Here is a 16,183-nt window from a genome sequence, read left to right as displayed (position 1 = left end):
TAACTGTCAGTCAGCCTTAGCCCGATGCTCAAGGAGTTCCTTGAACAGCGCCGCCAACGTTGCGTGGTAGTCATCCGCGTAGTACGGCGGGAAGGTGTCCTTCGGCATTGGGGATTGACCTTCATAGTCGTCCCAGTCGAACTCTGCGTCGTACAGCCATTCACGCAACTGGTCATCGGTTGGGCGCTTTATGTGATGAACCTTGCTCACTGGTTACCCCTAGCCGAGCGTCGATGCCGTTGCGCTTGTTCCTTGCTCACCTGTTCGCGAGCCTCCGCCCAGATTCGTTCGACCGCCGCAGGAGACGACACGTCACGAGCTCCACGTTCGTACGGCCACAGCCGTTTGCGTGGAATGATTGTCGAGATCCACCCACCGCAATCACCACAAAGTTCCCTACGCTCGCCAGCAGTTGTCCAGAACCAACCGTCAGACTCGCGTACCGGATAGGTGACTGTCTCAGTCAGTTCAACCATCCTGTGGTCGTGGGCATCCGCATCGGGATCGCTTGTGGTCCTTCGTGGACGTGAGCCCGCCAGGAAATCCCGCAGTCTTGCAATGATCATGCAGTTCCTTCAGTTTCCCCGTCCAGGCTTCGAACTGTGCCCGATCTTCGTCGTCTTGCTGCTGTAACCACTGGGCTGTCACACACGCCATCAGACAGCCTCATAAGTGGCTGCGAAGATGTCCGGCTTGCAAGGATAGAAACCCTTTGCGTCCTGGATGATCCACTCACCAGTTTCGATCGCCATCCACACACGGTTAGCTGCAACGAAAAGCTCAGCAGTGCAGTCAGGGTTGCCGCACACCATGCGATCAATCTCTGCGAGTATGGCGAACTTGCCTTCACCGGTGAACTCGTGCACCTCGGTGAGGTTTTCGCCGGTCCATCGAACCGCCTGGATCTCGACTGGCCTCTTGCGGAACGTTTGGGGATGCACGTCTCTCCTAAGCTCGGGGTGGCCAGTTCCAATGACCAGGCGTCGGCTCCTCCGCAAACGGAAGCGCACGATCAGGGAAGAACAAGCCAGTCGGATTAATCACCGCGAGACGCACCGCCGACACATAACCGTCAGGGCCACTGTTCGGCTGCTCACTCAGCAGTTCCGGAACTTCCGTGATGATCGCAGCGCGAGGTTCAGGCAGGTATTCACCGCCAGGCGTGCCGTAAGAGGTGTAATGCACAATTGCTCCCACACTGGGCTTCTGAGCAGACATCGTTACCCCTTGTCCTCAACATCAGTGCGGTCCTCAACACCAGAAGCGCGACGAACCTCACGCAACACGTCAGGGTGCTCCTTCAGTGCGTCAATACGGTCAGGCGAATAGCCGTAGAAGACCGTTGTCCCACACTCAACAACCGGGGTCTGCTGAAAGCCGAGATCCTTCAACCGATCCGCAGCCGCCTTGTCCACCGACACGTCAACCTTGGTGTACGGGGTCTTGTTCTTGTCGAGCCTGCGCGCAACAGCAAGGCAGGGCTGGCAAGAAGGGCGGGAATACAGAACTACAGGCTTCAAAGCACACTCTCTCTAGTATCTTCCATGGAGTTTCACAAAGTTGGGAACCACACCAGCAAGCCCCAGAACACTCCGAGGCCAATCACAGATTGGATCCCCAGGAACACACCGGTACGTCACATCCGCGCCACCCAACGAACCCCTAGGGCCGTTCATCGTGTATCCCTGAACCTTCAGCCACGTGAAGGCCAGTTCAACGCCGCCGTTAGGGTCACGCGGATCTGATAGCAATTCCGCTGTGATGAAGCTGGTGTCCATGCCTTCTGCGTAGAGTTCAGCGATCGCATCCCCGGCAACACGGCTGCCCTGCGAATGCCCGATCAGATGAACTGTTGCGCAGGGGTTCAAAGCCCGATACTCGCGGATAACCCGTTTGGTTTCATCAATACCCATACGCACTGATGTGTCATACGTGTACGGCCCAATGGGGAATATCGATCCTGGGTAGCGGATGATCCATGCACCTCTGCCGGCGCGCATCTTCACGATACTGTTCGGATCCCCAACACTCCCGGTGCCGTCAACCCCGATCACCAAGTCTGCGCATGGTTTCGCGACGGCAGGTTCGGGGTTGCTGAACGCTGCGATTGCGTGGGAGGAGAGTAGGCCCGCGATGACCGCGGGAATGAGCAGGTATTTGCGCATGGTCACTCCCGGTGCGGACACTCGTTCTCAGGTTTGTTGCAGGTGCAGGTGAGCCCGTCGTTTGGGCAGCCGTCGTAGTCGTTTTGGGACTCGTATTCGTCCAACCACTTCTGAGTTGCGCGCTTCTCAAGGTTGCGGGCGCGACCGTTGCGCCGCGACACTGCTGGGGAGTGTCGGCGGCAACATCCATCGGTGTTGGCAAATGAAATTCCAAGCATCCGTGCCACAACGCACCCTCTCTGAAGTTTGTGTGCGGAAGATTGAGGAATCGAACCCCATGCACGTTCCCGTGCACCCATCGCTTTCAAGGCGAGTCCCGGCCCAGCCGAGTTAATCTTCCAGATACCAGTGCGGATTACAGGTCGTGAGGGATACCCACTGGCATGGGGCCGCTTTCGTCCATCTTTAAACCTGCGGGACGCGCCTCTCCCTGGATTTGAACCAGGAACAACACCCCATTATGTAGGGGCCGCTTTGACATTTGCGTAGAGAGACGATCTACCAACTGCGCTCGCGGGCAGTCGGCGCTACTTACCCGAAGGTCGACCAGCCGGCTACGGGGTCAGCTGCGTTGCCGGAAACTGATGCTGTCGGGGCTAAGCGCGCACTTGCCCTGAACGGTTGATGGGCTGGTTTGAATCCCAGCCAGAGCAACACGTACCCAATGCATGGACGGAGGGATTCGAACCCCCAACCGGCGGCTTTGGAGACCGCTGCTCTACCAATTGAGCTACATCCATTTGGCTGCAATGCCAGGGTTCCACACCTGGACCTTCCCCATGAACGGTGGGGCGCTCTATTTCGGGAGCTACCCAAGTTGAGCTACATCGCAGCAGGTCGCACACTTGTTCAGAGTGCCCGTTGCCCGTCCTCCAGCCAGGATTTGAACCTGGGTCGCCGGTACCACAAACCGGAGCTCTACCGATTGAGCTACAGGGGGTAGATGGTTGATAGTGAGTGACCCCGGAACACGCTAAGTGTCTTGGGGTTCCGAATGCCGCCACTCACACACACAAACAACATTAACAACCACACCCGCAAGGTCTTTTACGCTCAGAAGAGAACACCCTGTTCAACTTGCTGATGTGCGCGCCCACGACCAGGACCAGGCACAACCCGATGTTCCAGCATCCGCCGGCGGGCTTCCTTCTTCGCCGCCCGAAGCGAGTCTTTATCGAAGTACCATTGGCCGCGGCGTTTGCCGACCTTGACGAGTCCGGCTTTGCGCCAGCGGTGCAGGGTGTCGGGTGATCGGCCAACGAATCTTTGCGCATCCCAAATGTCCAGCCATACCACCACAACACCCCTACCGGTTATGTCCCCTTGACGTTTAGGATCTGCCGCAACTCGTGGGTCACGGTCACAAGATCCTTTGCGTCCTCCATCACCACATCAATGTCCTTGTAAGCGTCCGGGATCTCGTCAATCCACTCCGCGCCATGCCGGTACTCGATGCCCTGCATGCGATCCGCGAGGTCAGCCTCAGTGAAACGCTTCTTAGCTTCCGTGCGCGAGAACCTACGGCCAGCCCCATGAGGTGCAGACAACAAGCCCTTCTGGCTGCCCTTGCCGATGACGACATAGGAACGTGTCCCCATGGATCCGGGGATCACACCAGCCTTACCCTCGCTGGCATCGATCGCACCCTTGCGGGTCAGCCACACATTTGTGCCGCTGATGTCGGTCTGTTCCGTGTAGTTGTGGTGGCAGTTGATGCGCTCCACCTCAACCTGCTCCGGTTCACCAGTGGCACCCAACCAACCGTGGAACACGCGAATGTAACGGTCCATCATCTCGGCACGGTTCTCCATGGCGAATGCCTGCGCCCACCGCAAGTCATTGATGTACCGCCAAAACTCATCGGTGCCATGAGAGAGGAAGGCGTGATCCTTGTCCTCCAGTGGGACGAACCACTTCTTGCAAATATCCTGGGCTACCTTGATGTGCTTCTGGGCGATTTTGTTGCCGACGCCGCGGGATCCGGAATGCAGGAACAACCACACCTGGTCAGACTCGTCTAGACACAGTTCGATGAAGTGGTTTCCGCCACCCAACGATCCCAACTGTTCCCGCCACTTCGGGGAGTGTGAGAGGTCCACCCCATCCGCAGCCGCCTTGGCCTCCAGGCCGGCAATGCGATCTTTGGTGAAGTCGAATTCGTGGAGCGTCTTGTTGTAGTTCCCCGGAGACAGTGGGATAGCTGCTTCGATGGCAGCCCGCAGTTCGGCAAGGTTCAGGTCGGTGAGGTCCAGTGCGTGGACGTTGGTGCGCACTGCGATCATGCCGCAGCCGATGTCCACCCCAACCGCGGCTGGGATGACAGCGCCACGGGTGGGGATGACTGTTCCCACTGAGCTTCCCTTGCCAACGTGAGCGTCAGGCATTAGAGCGATGTATGGGTGAACGAATGGCAGGCGCGATAGTGCGTCAGCCTGTTCCAGCGTCTTTGGGTCGATGTCGGATGCAAAGTTGACTACTTCGGACACTCAGAATCCTCCGGATAGTTGGTCTTCGTACTCATCTACTCGGGCGTTGGGCAGTTTGAAGCCTCCGTAAACTGACCCTTGCTGCCCTGGTTCGTTGCTCTTGGTGCATTCGTGACCGTGGTAGGTGGCCTTGGGGCAACGTTTGCACCCGCAGTCTTTGCAGACGATCATGCCGTGGCTGATCCGACTCACCCAACCGTCAGGGTCGATGTCGTCCATGCGGTTGTGCCACTCGGTTTCGCAGTAGTGGCACCAGCAGACGTTGACTGGTTCCTTCTGCCCTTGGTAGTAGATGAGTTGGGGCTGGTACTCGGTTGTCACAGTGACTTGTTCCCGTGCCTGTAGGTCCGGGTCCGGTTGTACTCGATCTTGTGGGCCAAGGCGTCAACCACGGGGATCTTCCGCTCACGGGCCGTATCCAAAATACGAATGATCACATCCGCGAACTCCGCAGCCACACCCTCAGTCTTGTTCGGAACACCATCAGGGTCATGTGAAGGCGCACCAGGCTCACCGTCAACATCCCGGAAGTAGATGGCCGGAGAATCAATGCGCACCTCCTCCAACGCCTCAGAGAGCTCGGAGTGCATCAGTGCAATCTCTTCGCCCAGCGACCTTGGTTTGTCGTGCCAGCCTTTGTCTGTGGCTGTTTGGTGTACGTCCGCCTCCAAAGCGTTGAGTACGGATTTCACGAACACCGGATCCAGCGTGTCAGTCATTCTTTCCCTTCAAACAGTTTGCGTTCCAGAAACTCTGAGAACAGGTGGCCGAAGGCGGAGAAGCCGTAGTTGAGGTATTGGTCCACCCAGGCAACTCCGCCGTCTTCGGGTCGCGTGTCGTCCATGGCTTTGGTCATGAACTGTTCGATCTGTTCATCTGTGGTGGGCAGCATCAGTCAGCTTTGAGCGCTGCGAGGAAGTTCTCGCGGAGGTAGCGTCCAGCAGATCCGTACGTCTGGTACACATCCTCATCAGCGTCTTCATCCGGGTTGAATAGGTCCGGATCCGCGGCCTTGATGCGGTCAATGACAGCAAGCGCCTTGGCGATCCTGCCCGTCAACAGTTCGAACATCTCGATCGGGTCGCCCTCAATCAGCTGCTCCCGCATCTCATACAGGTCATTCACGGGTTCACCACCGTGATAGGAACCGCTCCGGGAGTATCCGAATAGCACCAGTCCCAGGTGAACTCTTCATCGAAGCGGCCAGGCTGAAAGTTGTGCGCCCACCGCCGCTTGATGCCGTCTTCAATGTCACGACCCATCATCGCGTCACGAAGATCCAGACCCACACCCATCTCCCGAACTTCGCGGTTGATCGCTGCGAGCAGACGCCGCGGATGGGGATGCCCGAATGCCGTCCACCCCCAGTCATCCTCATGACTGTAGAGGTGCACCCCATAGCGGTCCGGTCCGAACGTCTCAGGTGTGATTGTCCGGATGTGCGCCGAGTGCGTGGTGTTCGTCGGACTGCACGTCAAACCATTGCGGTTCATCCACCCGTCTGACTCATCCAGCTTCAGCACCTCGCCACATCCAGGGCAGTCCAACTTGTCCCCCACCTTCGGATCAACAACAACATTCACCACAGTGACTCCTGCCCATCATCAACAACCCGCTCCTCAACCGGACGCTCCAAATACACATCCAACTCAGGCCACACCCTCAAATTTGCGTCACGCACAGCCCGCACACCCTCCAACATCCCATCCGGGGCAACCCACCCATCACGCAACAAGCCGCAAATGTTCGCCGCCAAAGACCGCACTGGGCGCATATCCCCGTACAACACACCCTGAGGAATCCCGTTGACCCGCCACACCTGACCCGTATACGGGATGCCCACATGTTCAGCCCATGCCACGAGCACAGCCATTTCTGCATCGGCTGCGTCCATGGCACCCAGGTTCATGGGTGGTTTGGATTTGGGCTTGTCACCGGTTGTGACTTCGCGCCCGGTTTCTTCCCGCCAGGTGTCGGTTTGGTCTGCACCGTCTTGGGGGTTTGCTCCGTTGAGCATTTGGCTGCGGAGGAACATGATTGCGTCTTCGGTGTCTTGGATCAGGTCCGCTAGTTCACTGGTCATATGTCCTCCTCGGATGGCCTGTGAATGATCAAGGGCGGGCAACCATATTTCGGTCACCCGCCAGTCTTTCGAGAAGGAACTGTTAGATCGTTTCGTACACGGTGATCAGCTTCTCCACCGGCTTCACCTCAACGGTGGGACCCTCGTAATGCCCACCGTCATACGACGCATACCAACCGAGACGCTCAAACAGGCGGACCGAACCCTCAGCATCAGTGACGGAAATGACCATCGAGTAGCTATCGCCCTGGCCTTCGCCGCCCTCGGATTCGATCAGTCGGACAGTGCCGATACCTTCAAGCTCCGCGGTGACATCTTGATCCTTACGGAAGGAGTAGATGTCCTCTTCCAGACCATGCCACTCTGCACTGCCGGCGTCGTCGTAGTACTCGAAGTCGCCGTCGAACTCTTCGTCGTACTGCTTAGTGATCGCCCGGTTCAGATCATCAATCGTGTAGCTCATGCCAAACCCCTTCAGTTGATTTACGCCCGGCCCCATACAGTGATTACCTTCTCGACCTGCTTAGCCTCGAAGAAGTCACCGTCCCACTCAGTTCCGTTGTACGACTGGTAGTAACCGTTCTTCCGGAAGTGTCGAACTCCCCCCTCCGAGTCGGTCACCTCAAACACCACGAAGACGCCCGCCGCGTAGTCACCTTCGCCGGCATCCTCGCCATCAATCGCCTTGACCATGCCAATGCCATCAACCTCAACCGCATCCGCCTTGGCCTCGTACAGTTCAGACCACTCATCCCAGCCGCTGCTTCGACGGGTCCGCGTTTCACCCCCATACGTGTACGTATCAACGAACTCGTGATCCGCGATGGCGTTCTCTGCATCCGTGACTGTGTAGCTCATGTTCTCCCCCTACTTGACGCGTTCAAAAACGGTGATCGTCTTCTCAGCACTCACAACTTCGTAGAAGTCGCCGTCCCACTCGGTGCCACCGAAGGATGCGTAGTAGCCGTCCTTCTCGTACAGCTTCACCACGCCCTCGGCATCAGTGATCTCGAATATGAGGTAGGTGTGTTCCCCGGCACCCTCGTGCCCACCGAAGCTCTTGATCATGCGAACCTTCCCAACCTCGGGAACATCCTCGCCGGCGTCATCGGCTTCCCACTTCCACATGTACCAACCCTGCTCGCCGTCAGAGTTCGTGTAGTTCTCCAGTGCACTTTCGATGCTCACGCTGCATCCTCCAACTCGATCAACTTGTGTTCATTCGCAAGATGCACCGCCACATAATCCACATCAGGCCGGCGGAACACCTCAAAGTTCTCAACCAGGAACCGCGCAGACCAACCCTTAGTCAGGCTGGTGATGGTTCGACGCAACGCCCACGCATACGCCCGAGAAGGCGAGTACTGGTAGTTGTTCGGCACCATCAGGCGTTCCAGTGCGGTCACGTAGATCTCTTCGCGGAACAACCGCACCTGATCCTCAAATGGCATTGCCCGCAGCTTCTGCATATCCATCTGCACGGACTTGCCGTCCTTCAGCACAGACTCATACAGGGGCCGGTCACCGTAAGCCACCGACTCATGCAGGGAGTCGTGCACGTACCTGCGTCGGACAGCATCCGTGAAGAACTCATCTGACTCTTGGGTAAGGTCCACGATCTTCTTGCCGTGCTCGTCTTCCCAGACCCGGTACAGCAGGTTGTGCAACTCCAGGTCCAGGACCGCGCCAGCCCGCTTCAGTGCCACCACGTCGAACATGTGCTTGTTCCACGACCCGTTGCGCAACTCCCAATACGAGTGCGACACCTTAAGCGTGTAGAGCTCGTCCAGGGTCGCATGCCGGTTGGTTCCTGCCGGGATCCAATCTGCAAGGCGTTCGTCCCAGAATGCATCAACGCCCTCTGCCGGGGTTGGCGAGAGGGCGTCAATGTCTTTGGGGGTTCGGGTTCCCGGTATCAGCCGTTGGAGGGCTGTGGATCCGATGATGAGTTGTTGCATCAGTCACCGACCTTCCAGGGTTTCTTCAATGCGCCGCGCATACATGCCCGAAACGCCCATGGGTGAACACCACGTGTGCATGTTCGCCGCCATATCCCGCACCCGCTGTATCGTTGCCCGCGCCTCAATCAGATCCGCAACCGTGCCATCCAACATCGCCGTATATTCCTCATAGCTGGATACATGCGATGGGAACTTGCTGTGCCGCGACCAATACGCCAAGTCCTCATCAGTTGGTGATAGTGGCCCGTCGTCCACGTGATCTTCCTGGAACACATCCCGAGTAGGCGGATAGAAGTACGTCACTCAGCCCACTCTCCTTCACGGTTGATGCAATCCAGAACCTCCTGCGCAGCGCGATCGCCCCAGTCCTGCACCCGCATCCGGCAATGCTCCTCAACCTCCTGGAGGAGTCCCGCCACCTTGTAAAACGCCTTCTCGTAGTCGGGCGCATCACTCAAAGCTTCACGCCCACAAACCGCTTACCAGCAACCGTCACATGAAAATCCTCATCATGACCATCCGGCATGGCACACTCAATCAACCACGAGCCGCCAGCCTTCTTACGAGACAACATCGCCTTACACGGATCACCCGCCGGCCCCAAACCATCCAACGAAGACAAATCCAAAGTCGTATCCATCAAACCCTCCACACTCGAAACAAGAACGGCAATCACGCCGCAACACCCAACGAACGCGTCACCGCGGCAATCAAATCCCTCGCGGCAGGCGGAGTCACCGCATTCCCCGACATCCGAACCTGCTCACGCTTATTCCCCTTAATCACATACTCCGCAGGAAACGCCATCGCAGACTTGATCTCATGAGGTTCCAGCATCCGGAACGTCACATCATCGATCGACACTGACTTACCCTGAAGTGCCAGGGCATGAGTATCAACAGTCGTCACAGTCGGAAGCTCACGGCCCATCGGGCGCGCTGTCCCATTCCCGTAGTACGGCACCACCAACCCGTGATGAGTGCCCGACGCCGTAACAGTGCACAGCGGATCCGACACAGGCCTTGCAGTCGACCCGCCACCACGCAACTCGGCAATGAACGGGGCAATAGCAACCCCAGTCTCATTCCGTGTCGTCTGCGTACGCAACGGACGATCCGCGGGAGCAGCCTCCTTGCCGTCTCGACCCTCAACCGGAACCATCAACGGACCCCAGTACCGATCCATACCCTTCTGGATGCGTGCGAGAGTCTTCTCAGCCAACGGCTTGGCCCGATCCCCAATCCGCTTACCCTCAAGCGTCCAATCGATGATTGAGGAAGCAGGCAACCAGTCCGGTTCCAACACCTGGTTACGGCACGCCACGTTCGGGCACCGATACAGGTACTGAGCCCTATACCTACCCCACCGCTTATCAGGATTCTTGAATGCCTGCATGGCTCGAACCTCACCGCACACATCACAATGCGCGGTCGGACGTTGCATCGCCTCCATATCCGGCTTACGGTCACCCTTGCGCCAGAATGACACATACATACGGTCACGGGACTGCGCAGCCGGCAAACCCTCCGCCTGTGCATGCATGGAGTTCAGGAACACCAACTGGTGTTCGTAGCCGACCGAGTGCATAGCCATCAGCCACGCCTGGAACGGTGGCCAATGCCAGGCGTCCACTACATTCTCCACGAGGACCGCCCGGTACTTGTGATGCTCAGCGAACCGCACCACATCCCACATCGTTGCCCGTGAACGCTCCGCAGCATCCGCGGGCAGAACCTCCCCGAACAGGTCCGGTTGGGTGTCTGCCCGCTTCACTCCCTTCGCAACACTGTGATTTGTGCACTCCGGGGAAGCCCACAGGATGTCCGTCCGCGGGAACAGTCGCGGATCAACTTGCGACAGGTCAGCGCAGGCATGGTCCGCGTCGGGGTGATTCGTGTTGTGGGTTTCAACGGCTAACGCCCAGTGGTTGGCTGCCATCCGAACTTCGACCCCTGGCACCTGAACTGCACCTGTGCTGGAACCGCCAGCGCCGCAAAACAAATCTGTCATGGTCAACAACGCCGGTGACTCCTCTATTCGATTGGTGTGCCGTACCCGGCTTTGCGTAGAAGTTCCACGCCGCCCTCCAGGGGCATCACAAACAAGTTCAACGGCTTCTTTCCGGGACGTGACCGCTTCACGGAGAGGAACCCAACCTCAGCCCGCGCTTCACCGATCTGTTCATCCAGACCTTCCAGCCACTCTGACCACAGGGGGGTCTTGACGTCTTTCGCCTGGCAGATCACTGCCGGTCCAACTCCAAGCACGGGATCTAGGTGGAGGTCGCCGGCGTCACGTTCGTATCCGGCTTTGGTCCTCTCGCAGCCGGGGAAACCGTTCCCTCGTAGCCATTCGCGCAGGTCCCGTTCGTACCTGTCGCCTTTGGCCTTCATTCGGTTGGCCATATTCTCCTCTGTGTAGTTGTGGGTAGGGGCAGGCACGAACCTGCCCGAAATCAGTCAGCCCCCGAGTCGTTCAATCTCACGCTGAACGAACACCAGGCTCTTCCGTAGATCCTCAATCGTGTTGCCCTTGTTGCGTCCATCTAGTCGGCAAGACCGGGCAATGTACTGAACCGCCTGGCCTGCGTTGCTGGTCAACCATTCGCTGATGTGGATGACTTCAGCCCCGTTGGGGAACTGGTAGTGGTTGGGGCTGACTGGATCGTTCTTCTCCGCTGCAACCGGGCGGCTAAACCGTTCCGCTGTGGTCGTCACGGCGCGCTGGTAATAGTTCGGGTCAATCAGATCATCACTCATCGGCATCCTCAGGCTCCTCTGCACCATCGAACGGGTCATCGGGTAGACCGCGGCAGTGCCAGCAGTAGGCGGGGATCAGATCGGAACGGACACAGCGCCCATCAACAAGAGCCACTAGGCAACCAACCCCTTCGGGATGTCATCATTCTCAATGAGAACCTTGAACCCCTGCCGTGCCGCCGGCAGGTACACAATCACACCCTCAGGCTTCGCGAACCCCGGCTGAGCTTCCGAACCGTTGCGAGCAAGGTCCGCAACAACAGCATCGATTGTGGATGTGTCGAACGCTCCGCGATGCAGCACAGGAACCAAACCCAAATTATCTACTGCAGCCAATTCGTCGGCGTGAGACTGCCAACGGTCGGCGTTGAACAAGCTGAACCGCTTGTCGCCGTTCGTCAGCCCGTAGTCGCGTTGGATGCCCGAACCCCACCATTCGCCATAGTGGTAGCCCGGTCCGAGAGTGTCCGCGAGTGCGCCAGCATTGTCGTACACCCAACGGGCAAATCCTGCGTTGTCCGCTTCGGGGGTGATCACCCGGTTGCGGGACTGCGCTCCTACCTCGGTGCCATCTGCTGACACGATGACGCAAGCGTTGGTGCCATCGATCTTCTCAGTAATGAGCATTGAACGGTTGAGTCTGGGCGTTTTTGGCCAGGCGCGAAATTCGAAGTCGGTCATTGGGTCTCCTCCTAGTTAGGCAGTGGCTTTGTCGCGGATCAGCTGGGCAATGGGAGTGCCATACACGAGGGCAGCCCGTATAGCAGCAACCACAAGATCGGCCACCGCCTCATCCACAGCACCAGCTTCAGGTCCCGCAGTAGCGATCTGAAACCGTTCGAACGCTGACCGGATGGTTTCCGTCGTCTGGATTTCGTCTTCCCACAGCGGACCATCAAAGTCCCCACCCTCACTGGCATGGATCTCTGAAACCAACTGCACCAGATCCCCGGTGGGTGCCAGGCGGTAGCCGATGCTCCGCAACGCTGCCTCATGATCGAAGCCGCTGACGGAACCGATCAGGGCGTCAGCTGTGCCGGCGAGTGTGGACACTTCCCCGAAGATCAGCGTTTCCTGGTCCACCGAGTCGGGGTCCAGGTGGTGTGGGATTTCAACGCTGGTGACTATGACTCGTTCGAAGTAGTTCCGTGAGTTGGGGTCGTAGTGTGGTCTGCTCAGTTCGTATTCGGTGGGGTTGCCGAACCATTGTCCGCGGGGTGCGCCTACGGGTGTTGCGGTGTTGCTCACTCAAACTCCTTCAGGGCATACAAATGGGGTGCACCACCAACAGGCACACCCCTCGAAGAAACCGGTCAGATCAGTTGTTACGCGCCCACGTGAAGATGTCCTCACCCAGAGGAATCAGCATTACCTGCATGAAGCCGTCCAGCGCGTAACGGAGAGCTTCCACTTCAGTTGCGAACATCGCCGCAGCCGACCCATCTGATTGGTATGCAACCCATATCCCCGGGTTGTCAGGAGACAAGCCCATCAGTAACCGCCATGAGACGAAGGAGCCTTACCCCACGGATCCCCGCCACCGGAACCCTGCCCGCCGGATCGAGCCTCACGCTTCGCAACCGGGGCACCAACCTGCCGCACCGTCAGATCCAACGACACACCATCCGACCCATCATTCCGCTGATACTTCCGCTGGTACGCCTCACCAACCAGATCGATCTCCGTCTTGGTTTCGAACTTGTCCCGGATGAACTCAGCGAGCTCGCCCCAAGCCGTGCAGTTGTACACAACCTCCTGGGTGCGTTCCCACTCCCCCGTCTGTTCGTTCTTCTTGCTCTTGTTGAAGGCCACCGCGAAGTTCGCCACGGCCTGGCCGCTGGGGAGGAACTTGAACTCAATCTCCGGGGAGATGATGAAGCCGCGGCCTGAAGTGGTGGGAAGACTCATACTTTGTAATCCTTTGTTAGATGATGGTGTTGGGCTGTGAAGCTCTTCAGTGTTTGCGCACGACGGTATCCACCGCTACCCCGAAGAAGGTCGAACAAACGACAACAGTCATCACTGAGAAGATGATGTCGGCAGACGATCCGACATCCGCCAGGAGCAGTGCCACGCTGAGCACAACAAGAACCGCTTCGAACAAAACAAGCAGAAAAGCCATATCAAACCTCAATCTCATACGTAGTCGTCCATCGATCCGTAGTACTCAGCCTCAGGAGCCCACGGCAACCCAATCTGGGCCATATGCAACTTGTCCGGCCACGCCCGCTCCTCACGCGAACCACGCCACGACACAACATCCACACGCTCAGCACGACCCTTACCCGGATCGTCCTTAGCCCGCCGCAACCCAAATCCGAACTCAGGCCACCGACGCCACAGAGACGAACCAATCGGGCGCATCACCCGATTCCCCTGCATGTCATTCGAGTTACCCGCATGCGCCTCAGTCAGCAACGCGAACTCATGCCGCTCCCGTAACCCGTCAATCACATGGGCAACCTCACGCGCCGACACCTCTTCGGACGGATCCCGGTGGTGCAGCTTGTACAACGGCCCCAACACCAACAAGTCCGGGGCAATCGACGTGATGCAATGCTCCAACCACCCCACATCCCGACCCGACAGCAGATCGATCCCGCCGGGCCTGGTGTCAATGAACATCTGCTCATTCAGATCCACCGGACCACACCCGTGGGTTTCCCGGATCGCAGCTACCCGGTCAGTGATCCACCTGTACCGCCGGCGCGACTGATCCGCCGAGTTCTCACAGTCGATCACCAACACCCGAACCGTGTGATCCCCGTCGCCCATCACGTGCCCGCCGAAGGGATGCACCCCATGAGCCAGGGAAGCAGCTATTTGGGAACACAGAACCGATTTACCGCCACCCTCAGCGCCGGTAATAACCGTCCGGTCCATTCTTTCCAACAAACCAGGAACAAGCCATTGCCTTTTCTGATTCTCAATAGACAAGAATTGCTGCATACCAGTCGGCAACGGTATTTGTTTGTCAGTGGCCGTGTCCTCAGCTTTGTCGCACGCTTCACGCAATTTTGCCGTTGCAACCCTCAGGTCGGCTGCCCCGTCGATGTTGGATAGCGATTGCAGGCGCTGCACGGTCTCTAGGGCTGCGTTTAGTAGCTGCCGCCTACCCGAGAGCTCCCGGAGCCTCGCCGCGATCTGAGAGGCGCTCTCAGGTCTCCACGACATCTCCGTCAGTTTGAAGACTTTATAACCATCCCAATACCGGGTTAATCCCTGAGCCTGCAACTGCCCCGAAACAGTAACCGGATCCACCGACTGACCGGTCCGCAACATTTTAGTCAAAACACCGGCAAGTTCTTTATGATGCGGGTTATACCAATCATCCGGACCAATAGTCAGGAACGCATCACCACACTTATCCGGAAACATAACCGCCATACCTAATGCGGCCTGCTCCCCCATCTCGTCATACGATGGCTCATGGTCAAGCAGTTGATTCAATTATCACTCTTCCCAGTTTGAACCCGCCATGACCAAGGAATTACTCGGCTTCTTATCAGCCCGAATAATCCAGTTATTGAACGCGGCATCCCAGTTCGACTTTCTTTCATCCTTCGAGGCAGCCCAATTGCGCATCTCTTCGGCCAGCACGTTCACGTCCATGCCCTTGGCGGTCGCCTTCTGGATGTGGGTGTCGTTGGGGGTCCAGTCGGCTGGGAGGTGGATGCTGGGGCGCTTGCGCCTAACCCCCTGTTCCCCTGTTCCTCTGTTCCCCTGTTCCCCTGTTCCAGACACTGAAATTGCTGCAAGTTGCATGTCGTTTGCTGCAATTTCGGGATCGTCGCTGGTAGGGCGCGAAAAACGGGGCAGATTCGGTCTCGCGATGTGCTGATGCCGATCCCAATTGGAAACGTACAAAAGTGGCAGCCCGTCACCAACGGGAACCTTGTTCCGCAACTTGTAACCGGTGTACCGCACAATGCGATCATTTGCTGCAAGTTGCTGCAAGTTACATGCAACCCACTCGAAAGTGCCCGAAGGATCCCGCTCCAAGTCCGGAGCCCAACAGTCAGCAACAATATCCGCCAGACGATCAACACCCACACCATTGTCATCCACATACGACCAAATGGACAGAAACAACAGCCGCTGATCGCGAGTCAAAGAAGCAATATCCGGGCTACGCCAAAACTCGGGTTTGAATGATCTAATTCGCAATTCGCACGAAACCTCCTTCATTGTCTAAAAGGCGCATCGTTCCCCGATAAAGCACAGGGATTAAAGCGGGATCCCCATAGCTGGGGACAACATGACCCTCTTCGATGGCCCGATCACGCCTGGACTCAACGAGAGCATGATCTAGCGCGCACAGACCGAGCAGATTCGACGGGTAGTTGATCGCAGGATCCCTGGTTCCCCCAGCACGCCTGGGCTTCCGATGATGTACCTGTTGGATCTCGGACAGTCCGCAGATCTCACAGAGGTTGTCCGCCCGTTCACGCACAAGCTCGATGGTCGCCTTGCTTGGGCCGGTCTTTCTCACCCTTACGTCTCCTCCATTGGTAGCAGGCGGTACACAGATCCGTTGTGTGCCGTGCGCGCACACCCGCAACCTTCTGCGTGCCCTTTGCCCGCATGGGGCAGCCACACGAAACACAGTTAGGAAGGGCAGCTGAACGGGAAACTGTGCGCACCGCATCCCCGTCCAACCCGGCAATCCCCGCCAGCAACGCCAGAGGCGAGTCATCGTTGCCAAGCAGATTCCGGTAGCACCGCCTGC

At 57.8% G+C, this 16,183-nt stretch carries 27 protein-coding genes and 3 tRNA genes; all 30 read right to left on the bottom strand.

The annotated features are described in order from the left end of the window. Nucleotides 1-6 precede the first annotated feature (6 nt). Nucleotides 7-210: a hypothetical protein gene (locus ACH49N_RS13165; RefSeq protein ID WP_358272820.1), complete on the bottom strand. Its 204-nt coding sequence runs from the start codon at nucleotides 208-210 to the stop codon at nucleotides 7-9. Nucleotides 211-656: 446 nt separating this feature from the next. Then, nucleotides 657-941 carry a hypothetical protein gene (locus tag ACH49N_RS13160; protein WP_358272819.1) on the bottom strand — a complete coding sequence of 95 codons (285 nt, stop codon included), beginning with the start codon at nucleotides 939-941 and terminating at the stop codon, nucleotides 657-659. Nucleotides 942-1,220: 279 nt separating this feature from the next. Then, the gene (locus ACH49N_RS13155) at nucleotides 1,221-1,520 is read right to left on the bottom strand and encodes a glutaredoxin family protein (RefSeq protein WP_358272817.1); all 300 of its coding nucleotides are present in this window, start codon (nucleotides 1,518-1,520) and stop codon (nucleotides 1,221-1,223) included. A 12-nt stretch (nucleotides 1,521-1,532) separates the two neighbouring features. Beyond that, nucleotides 1,533-2,165: a PE-PPE domain-containing protein gene (locus ACH49N_RS13150; RefSeq protein WP_358272816.1), complete on the bottom strand. Its 633-nt coding sequence runs from the start codon at nucleotides 2,163-2,165 to the stop codon at nucleotides 1,533-1,535. 253 nt (nucleotides 2,166-2,418) lie between these two features. Continuing rightward, a tRNA-Ser gene (locus ACH49N_RS13145) sits at nucleotides 2,419-2,505 on the bottom strand. A 327-nt stretch (nucleotides 2,506-2,832) separates the two neighbouring features. After that, nucleotides 2,833-2,905, bottom strand: a tRNA-Trp gene (locus ACH49N_RS13140). Nucleotides 2,906-3,033: 128 nt separating this feature from the next. Next, nucleotides 3,034-3,105 (bottom strand) — tRNA-His (locus ACH49N_RS13135). Between the two features lie 113 nt (nucleotides 3,106-3,218). Beyond that, nucleotides 3,219-3,461: a helix-turn-helix domain-containing protein gene (locus ACH49N_RS13130; protein ID WP_358272814.1), complete on the bottom strand. Its 243-nt coding sequence runs from the start codon at nucleotides 3,459-3,461 to the stop codon at nucleotides 3,219-3,221. Nucleotides 3,462-3,478: 17 nt separating this feature from the next. After that, nucleotides 3,479-4,651, bottom strand: a complete 1,173-nt coding sequence (locus ACH49N_RS13125) for an RtcB family protein (protein ID WP_358272812.1) — start codon at nucleotides 4,649-4,651, stop codon at nucleotides 3,479-3,481. A gap of 317 nt (nucleotides 4,652-4,968) precedes the next feature. Further along, complete coding sequence (locus ACH49N_RS13120) at nucleotides 4,969-5,370, bottom strand: hypothetical protein (protein ID WP_358272810.1); 402 nt, start codon at nucleotides 5,368-5,370, stop codon at nucleotides 4,969-4,971. Beyond that, nucleotides 5,367-5,543, bottom strand: coding sequence for a hypothetical protein (locus ACH49N_RS13115; RefSeq protein ID WP_358272808.1), 177 nt, complete (start codon nucleotides 5,541-5,543; stop codon nucleotides 5,367-5,369). Before ACH49N_RS13115 ends, ACH49N_RS13120 begins: the two co-directional genes overlap by 4 nt. After that, a complete protein-coding gene (locus tag ACH49N_RS13110) occupies nucleotides 5,543-5,776 on the bottom strand; it encodes a hypothetical protein (protein WP_358272806.1) in 234 nt (77 codons plus the stop codon). Before ACH49N_RS13110 ends, ACH49N_RS13115 begins: the two co-directional genes overlap by 1 nt. Continuing rightward, nucleotides 5,773-6,234, bottom strand: a complete 462-nt coding sequence (locus ACH49N_RS13105; RefSeq protein WP_358272804.1) for a hypothetical protein — start codon at nucleotides 6,232-6,234, stop codon at nucleotides 5,773-5,775. Before ACH49N_RS13105 ends, ACH49N_RS13110 begins: the two co-directional genes overlap by 4 nt. Further along, complete coding sequence (locus ACH49N_RS13100) at nucleotides 6,231-6,734, bottom strand: hypothetical protein (protein ID WP_358272802.1); 504 nt, start codon at nucleotides 6,732-6,734, stop codon at nucleotides 6,231-6,233. Before ACH49N_RS13100 ends, ACH49N_RS13105 begins: the two co-directional genes overlap by 4 nt. An 82-nt stretch (nucleotides 6,735-6,816) precedes the next feature. Then, a complete protein-coding gene (locus tag ACH49N_RS13095; RefSeq protein ID WP_358272800.1) occupies nucleotides 6,817-7,233 on the bottom strand; it encodes a hypothetical protein in 417 nt (138 codons plus the stop codon). Next, nucleotides 7,218-7,592, bottom strand: a complete 375-nt coding sequence (locus tag ACH49N_RS13090) for a hypothetical protein (protein ID WP_358272799.1) — start codon at nucleotides 7,590-7,592, stop codon at nucleotides 7,218-7,220. Before ACH49N_RS13090 ends, ACH49N_RS13095 begins: the two co-directional genes overlap by 16 nt. A 9-nt stretch (nucleotides 7,593-7,601) precedes the next feature. Then, complete coding sequence (locus ACH49N_RS13085; protein WP_358272797.1) at nucleotides 7,602-7,922, bottom strand: hypothetical protein; 321 nt, start codon at nucleotides 7,920-7,922, stop codon at nucleotides 7,602-7,604. Then, nucleotides 7,919-8,692: a hypothetical protein gene (locus ACH49N_RS13080; protein WP_358272795.1), complete on the bottom strand. Its 774-nt coding sequence runs from the start codon at nucleotides 8,690-8,692 to the stop codon at nucleotides 7,919-7,921. The genes ACH49N_RS13085 and ACH49N_RS13080 overlap by 4 nt, the downstream gene beginning before the upstream one ends. A gap of 3 nt (nucleotides 8,693-8,695) precedes the next feature. Next, the gene (locus ACH49N_RS13075; protein WP_358272793.1) at nucleotides 8,696-8,998 is read right to left on the bottom strand and encodes a hypothetical protein; all 303 of its coding nucleotides are present in this window, start codon (nucleotides 8,996-8,998) and stop codon (nucleotides 8,696-8,698) included. After that, a complete protein-coding gene (locus ACH49N_RS13070) occupies nucleotides 8,995-9,153 on the bottom strand; it encodes a hypothetical protein (protein WP_358272792.1) in 159 nt (52 codons plus the stop codon). Before ACH49N_RS13070 ends, ACH49N_RS13075 begins: the two co-directional genes overlap by 4 nt. Then, complete coding sequence (locus tag ACH49N_RS13065) at nucleotides 9,150-9,371, bottom strand: hypothetical protein (protein ID WP_358272791.1); 222 nt, start codon at nucleotides 9,369-9,371, stop codon at nucleotides 9,150-9,152. The genes ACH49N_RS13070 and ACH49N_RS13065 overlap by 4 nt, the downstream gene beginning before the upstream one ends. After that, the gene (locus ACH49N_RS13060) at nucleotides 9,368-10,705 is read right to left on the bottom strand and encodes a DNA cytosine methyltransferase (protein ID WP_358272988.1); all 1,338 of its coding nucleotides are present in this window, start codon (nucleotides 10,703-10,705) and stop codon (nucleotides 9,368-9,370) included. The genes ACH49N_RS13065 and ACH49N_RS13060 overlap by 4 nt, the downstream gene beginning before the upstream one ends. Before the next feature lie 23 nt (nucleotides 10,706-10,728). Beyond that, nucleotides 10,729-11,100: a hypothetical protein gene (locus ACH49N_RS13055; protein ID WP_358272789.1), complete on the bottom strand. Its 372-nt coding sequence runs from the start codon at nucleotides 11,098-11,100 to the stop codon at nucleotides 10,729-10,731. 54 nt (nucleotides 11,101-11,154) lie between these two features. Continuing rightward, complete coding sequence (locus ACH49N_RS13050; RefSeq protein WP_358272788.1) at nucleotides 11,155-11,454, bottom strand: hypothetical protein; 300 nt, start codon at nucleotides 11,452-11,454, stop codon at nucleotides 11,155-11,157. Nucleotides 11,455-11,568: 114 nt separating this feature from the next. After that, nucleotides 11,569-12,135, bottom strand: coding sequence for an RNA ligase family protein (locus tag ACH49N_RS13045; protein ID WP_358272787.1), 567 nt, complete (start codon nucleotides 12,133-12,135; stop codon nucleotides 11,569-11,571). Between the two features lie 15 nt (nucleotides 12,136-12,150). Next, on the bottom strand, nucleotides 12,151-12,702 hold the full coding sequence (locus tag ACH49N_RS13040; RefSeq protein WP_358272786.1) for a hypothetical protein: 552 nt from the start codon (nucleotides 12,700-12,702) through the stop codon (nucleotides 12,151-12,153). A gap of 243 nt (nucleotides 12,703-12,945) precedes the next feature. Next, nucleotides 12,946-13,362 carry a single-stranded DNA-binding protein gene (locus ACH49N_RS13035; RefSeq protein WP_358272785.1) on the bottom strand — a complete coding sequence of 139 codons (417 nt, stop codon included), beginning with the start codon at nucleotides 13,360-13,362 and terminating at the stop codon, nucleotides 12,946-12,948. 46 nt (nucleotides 13,363-13,408) lie between these two features. Continuing rightward, complete coding sequence (locus ACH49N_RS13030; protein ID WP_358272783.1) at nucleotides 13,409-13,576, bottom strand: hypothetical protein; 168 nt, start codon at nucleotides 13,574-13,576, stop codon at nucleotides 13,409-13,411. Between the two features lie 14 nt (nucleotides 13,577-13,590). Further along, a complete protein-coding gene (locus tag ACH49N_RS13025) occupies nucleotides 13,591-14,904 on the bottom strand; it encodes an AAA family ATPase (protein ID WP_358272782.1) in 1,314 nt (437 codons plus the stop codon). 3 nt (nucleotides 14,905-14,907) lie between these two features. Continuing rightward, entirely contained in the window at nucleotides 14,908-15,567 is a 660-nt protein-coding gene (locus ACH49N_RS13020) for a hypothetical protein (RefSeq protein ID WP_358272780.1), read from the bottom strand. Nucleotides 15,568-16,183: the final 616 nt, after the last annotated feature.

The sequence above is a fragment of the Rhodococcus sp. NPDC019647 genome, assembly GCF_044389235.1.
GTDB lineage: Bacteria > Actinomycetota > Actinomycetes > Mycobacteriales > Mycobacteriaceae > Rhodococcus_F > Rhodococcus_F oxybenzonivorans.
The sequence above is the reverse complement of the archived record's forward strand: the minus strand, read 5'-3'. Positions and strand labels throughout refer to the sequence as shown.